Genomic DNA, 5460 nt, shown 5'->3' with positions numbered 1-5460 from the left:
TTACTTCTACAAATTTGATAATGCCATTAGTAGATATTTTCTAGTAATTTAATTTCATAAAAATTTAAATCCACTTACATTCTAAGATTTCTATGTTTAATTTATATTGCGTTTTATTTTTCAAACATTTATGTACTTAAATCCATTTCATATCTATCGTTTTTACCTCAAAATAACAATTTCTTATATTAATATAACTCTTTTACAATTAGATTCCATTTCATTAATCATCTAATTAACTTGATTACTAAAGTTCACCACTATTAGTTTGCAAACAAATTTTTATAAATGAGATACTTAAATTTGTGAGGTGACAATACTATGCAACAACAGGTCGAATTAGATTCCGCTCTTGCTGTTTCTTCGAAAAAGACATTATGGAAAAATCGTACATTTACTTTTGTATTTACAGGTTATACCTTATCAATGTTTGGAAATTCATTTCACAGTATTGCTTTAAACCTTTGGGTACTGCAAGCAACAGGAAGTGCCAAATTAATGTCTACAATTGCCATAACTCATATGGTCATGAGCATGTTGTTTTCTTCTATTGCAGGTACTGTTGCAGATAGGGTAGATCGTAGAAAACTAATGTGGATAACAGATATAATAAGAAGTCTTTTAATACTAAGTATCGCATTTTGTATTGCAATACCCGGTACCCCTTTTATTCTTATTATCATCTTAACCGCTCTTACTTCTTGTGCAGGATTATTTCAATCTCCTGCCTTCCATGCTTCCTTAGTTGATATTGTAGGAAAAGACAAAGTTCAACAAGCTACTGGAGTATTAAATGTAGCAGATAACGTATCTCGTATTTCGGGGCTAGCAATAGGAGGAGTTGTAGTTGCAGCATTTGGTGGTAGCATTGCTATCTCCGTTGACGCGGTTACTTTTATGTTATCCGCTATTTTAGTGTTATTAAGTGGAAAGTTTCCTAATTCTACAAAAAAAACAGGAATCAAAAATTCATTTCAGGAGGACCTTGTTGCAGGCTTCAAGTATATATGGCAGAACCCTTTTGCTAAATCTGTTATTATACTCTCGCCTACTTTAATCACATTTTTCACTGCTTCATTAATGCTTATTCAAGTAATGTCTGTAAAAGTGTGGAAGGCAAATCCGATTGAATTTGGGATAATTGAATCTAGCATTCCAATAGGTTATATGTTAGGCGCAGGCATTATTATCTTTTTTGATAATAAGTTACATCGACGGGGTTGGTGGATAATCCTTAGTATGGTTTTACTAGCTCCAATCTTTGTAGGGCTATCTTTTGCTCCATCTGTTCTTTATGCAGTACCATTAATTCTCCTCTTAGGAATACTTTTTTCATTTTGTACATTGCTTGTCAATGTGATTATTAAAGTTGAGGTAGATCCTGAGTTACAGGGAAGGACTTTTGGAACGCTTGGTTCTCTTACGAGTATTGCATCACCAGTCGCTTTAGCAATTTCCTCATTTTTCGCTGACATTTATGGTCCACCATTAATCTTAATAATAAATGGGGTCTTATTATTTATTTCAGGATTAATTGTACTGTTCTTTCTTAAATCAATTAGATCATATAAATGATTCTTTTTCGTTATAAAAAAATTTAAGTATCCAAACTTGAAAAATGCCGAAATTGTTAAGGATATCAACTCTTTCGGCATTTTTCCTATATCACTTAAGGAGAGATTTTTATGCCAAAGAAAATACTTATACTCGGAACCTTTCTGATAGCGGCTAGCCTTTTAGGTTGCACAGATATAGAACACAAAGATACTCTCAACAAAATAGAAGCACCCGAAAAAGAACCAGTGGATGTAAAAGAAAAAGTTGCACTTAAACATATGACAGCAGAAGAATATTTAAAGAACTATAATAACATTAAGAGTACTGTATCTACACAAGGTATTGAAATTCTCCCATTTAATCTTGAACTAGAAAAGAAATCCAATACATATAGGTTTTATTACCCTAAAGAAGTAGATAAATCAGATCAAGATATGAAATGGGTAAGTGTCATGTTAGGAGAAAACGGAAAAGTAATCGATGGAATTATGTATACTGGCTACGCAGATATACCTACGATTAAGGCAATGATTCAAGCTACTAACATTACATGGACTAATGAATTAGATCAGTTAATTGGTTCAATAGGAAATGAAGATTTTTCAAAAACATTGGAAATTGAAAAAGTGAAACTATCTGTTAAAGGTAATTCGAAAAATATTAAAGTTATGATAGATTCAATGAAATTAGATCCACCTCAGTCCCTTTAAAACAAATATAGTCCCAAATTCCTATTCAATTTCTTTAATTTTGCACTCTATAGAAATTTATTTAGCTTTTAATAATTAAGTCTAGCTATGAGACTATACAAAAAATCGTCAGCGCTTTTAAAAAGCAACTGACGATTTTTTTATTCTCTTACATTTTCATTTAAATTGGCATCAACAATATGACTCTGTCAATTTATTTAATTCTAACTTCCAAAACATTATTCTATAATTTCAAAAAGGTTATTACCATTATTACCACCTGGTAATATAAATTTCACATGTTGATCTGCTGGAATAGTTATATAATGATATTGATCAGATTTAGTTAATTTGGTTGTACTTTTCCAAGTTCCTGAAGTCCAGTACGTTACTTGTGAAAAAAATGCTAGTGGCGGGAATTTCTCTGGATCGGTTGACTTATCATTTTCTGATATAATTTCAGGCTTAATTCTAATTTTCTTTCCTGCCGCATTTTTAAATTGAAAATCATAAACAATTCCATAGTTTCCTTCAAGCGTCGGGTTAGAATTTTCTAGATACCATATAGGTGCTTCGTATTCATTAATACCAACACGAGGTTGAGGATAGGCTTTACTTGTCTTTGAACCTACATAAAAGGTACTTGTTGTTACATTATCAATAACAGCATACCTTTCATCGTAATTATAATTAGCAGTTGAAGTAGTTTTATTATAATTTTTAACCTGTGTTGTTTTTATAGGATCAAAAATTTCTGATGGGCTAGAGAACTGTCCATCTGGTTTTTTCTTTGAAACAAATTGACGTAGGGTTAATTTTGCGTTCGGAATAAACTTAATTTTTCCATTAACTGCAAAAGTATCTTCTACATCTTTTTCTAATATAAATACATGTCCATCTGCTGGGATAGTAATAACTTGATCATTGTTACTATTTCCATATTGAACTATAGTACTAGATGTAATGCCCATTATATCCCATGAACCATCAGAACTAACCGGATATGCTGCATTTACAGCACTATTTTTAATTCTTATAGTTTGCGGTTGGTGACCTTCATTGTGTATAGCATATCCAAATTTCAATTTACCTCCAGTATAATTTCGATTAAAAAATTCAGCACTATACGCTTGATTTGCTTCTAATATTCTTTCATTTGTGTAGTAAGCATACTTACCAGCCTCAAAGTTTGATCCCATATTTGGATTATCGTATACATCTTCTGGTGCATTTGTATATATGTACTTCGCCCCTCCTTGTTTATACTTTATTTGTGTAATCATAGAAGCCTCTACTCCCCCTGAACCAGTTACTCCTAAAAACAAAAGTGACGATAGTAAAACTGAAGTAAAAACTTTTCTGTTCAAAAATACAGCTCCCTTCCATTTATTACAACTAAATCTAGCATACGCCTTACATACAATAAATGTAAATGGAATGTATAGCTGTTGTTATTGAGAAATACTAATCCAATGAACTACCCTCGCTTTCACATCGTTTAGAAAAAGCCGTAGTTCAAATGATATATTGCATCCTTTCTTTTTAGAGTAAATAGTTGTTTTAGAAGAACACTTCCCGAAATGCTCTTACAATTACATTCAAAATAGCGTTTTTGCTAAAATAATAGTTCTTGAAAAACCTAGACAAATTTACCAATTTATTCATCTTTAAATTCACGTTAAAATCCCTTTTGAGTACGACATAACTCAATCTTATCCAGCCCTGAAATATTTTCTGCAGGGTTTCTTTTTTCAACAAGCCGTTAGTTAATTGCGCTGACTACCTCAAATATTTGGTTCACTTTTTTGATACATTTATGAAACATTCATGTGTTATCTTGAATACGTTCTTTTCTATTTATAAAACCGTGTGAGATTTACGAACACAAGAAGCTCTAGAGCCCTAACTCTAGGGCTTCTTCATTTATAGTAAAGGCTCTACTATACTAAACAGGTTTTTGAAAATCTGAACACTTGTTATCCAGCAAAAATGCACCTTTTTAAACTTTTTTCGGTATCGTCTTTCTCTTCTTTTATCTAATAAAGAGATTCTTTAACTTATTCCCCTAGTTGTAGTTTTTGAGATTATTAATATTAATTACGGTACATGAAATTATTAATAATAATCTCAAATAAGAGCACATTACATTTTCTCGTTCTGTGAGATTAATCTAATGATGAAATAAAGTACAAGTCTCTAATTTAAAGAACTGGAGAACACAAAGTTCTGATGCTGTAATCGTACAAGATTCTATTACAATGGTCGATTAAAAATAAAACATTAAAGCTCTGTTCACAATCTAAACGTCCAAAATCAACAAATTCGCTACATAAAAAAAAGAGGGGCGCATGCCCCACTTAAAATTGAAATTCAACCTTATTACTATTATCTTTAGCTTTTTTCCTTACTTTAAATAGACTTAAGAAGCTTTTTATACCCCAGCTGAATACTATCTATATTGTATGACTTCATAATTTCATAATACCTTGTTTCGTTTGTTGTAGAATTGAAAAATGAATCTCTTCCATCTCTAGTAAGCTGATATTTTCCCTTTTCAGTAAACTCAGCTCGTATTTTATACTTTCCTTCTTCTACCTCAAAATAGTAATGAGCTTGCCCATTTTGTAATCTAGACACTATTTTTTCTTCAACTATTTCTTCATTTTCATTAATTAAATATAACTTTATTTCACCCATTTCAGGTGCGATTGTTTGTTCCTCAGGATCAATCCAACCATCCTCATTTTCATCAAACCAGATATAACCAGAAATAGTCCCTTTCTCTGGATCCCAAACCTTATCCATCTCTTCTGCGAATGCTAAATTTTTTGGTAAAAATAATGTAAAAATGAATAATAAAACTGACATACATGTTATAGATTTAATTGTTTTCATCAATATCATCACCCAATCCTATAATATTTAACAAGAATATATAAATATTAATACGATATACAATATACTACAAGACTGGTTTCATTACCCAATGTTTATTATAATTGTAATAACATAAATAATTTATTAATAAGATAAATATCTAATTTAATGAATTACTAGATAAAAATTTATTCTCGTATGGTAATCCAAACTTTTTCCACTCAAGAAATCCGCCTTTTAAATTAACTACTTCCTTTATACCAGCTTTTTGTAAGATGCTAGCTGCTATAGCGGAACGCAAACCAGTTCGACATTGTAAAACTATTGGACAATCTTT

5 protein-coding genes are annotated in these 5460 nt (G+C 31.0%); 2 read left to right on the top strand and 3 right to left on the bottom strand.

Features of this window, described 5'->3' with window-relative positions:
- Positions 1–321: 321 nt before the first annotated feature.
- Complete coding sequence (locus tag DN403_RS27630) at positions 322–1575, top strand: MFS transporter (RefSeq protein ID WP_149185978.1); 1254 nt, start codon at positions 322–324, stop codon at positions 1573–1575.
- Positions 1576–1685: 110 nt separating this feature from the next.
- Complete coding sequence (locus DN403_RS27625) at positions 1686–2267, top strand: hypothetical protein (protein WP_149185977.1); 582 nt, start codon at positions 1686–1688, stop codon at positions 2265–2267.
- A 218-nt stretch (positions 2268–2485) separates the two neighbouring features.
- On the opposite strand, the gene DN403_RS27620 is transcribed toward DN403_RS27625, so the two are convergent.
- The 3 genes from DN403_RS27620 to DN403_RS27610 all read right to left on the bottom strand — a co-directional run.
- Complete coding sequence (locus DN403_RS27620) at positions 2486–3613, bottom strand: copper amine oxidase (protein ID WP_097888219.1); 1128 nt, start codon at positions 3611–3613, stop codon at positions 2486–2488.
- Between the two features lie 1042 nt (positions 3614–4655).
- Positions 4656–5141 (bottom strand): SdrD B-like domain-containing protein, encoded by a 486-nt coding sequence (locus DN403_RS27615; RefSeq protein WP_097888218.1) that lies wholly within the window; start codon positions 5139–5141, stop codon positions 4656–4658.
- Positions 5142–5283: 142 nt separating this feature from the next.
- Positions 5284–5460 (bottom strand): rhodanese-like domain-containing protein (locus DN403_RS27610; RefSeq protein WP_149185976.1); only part of this gene is annotated, 177 nt, incomplete at its 5' end.

This window comes from Bacillus sp. AY2-1 (genome assembly GCF_008368965.1).
Classification (GTDB): domain Bacteria; phylum Bacillota; class Bacilli; order Bacillales; family Bacillaceae_G; genus Bacillus_A; species Bacillus_A thuringiensis_S.
The sequence above is the reverse complement of the archived record's forward strand: the minus strand, read 5'-3'. Positions and strand labels throughout refer to the sequence as shown.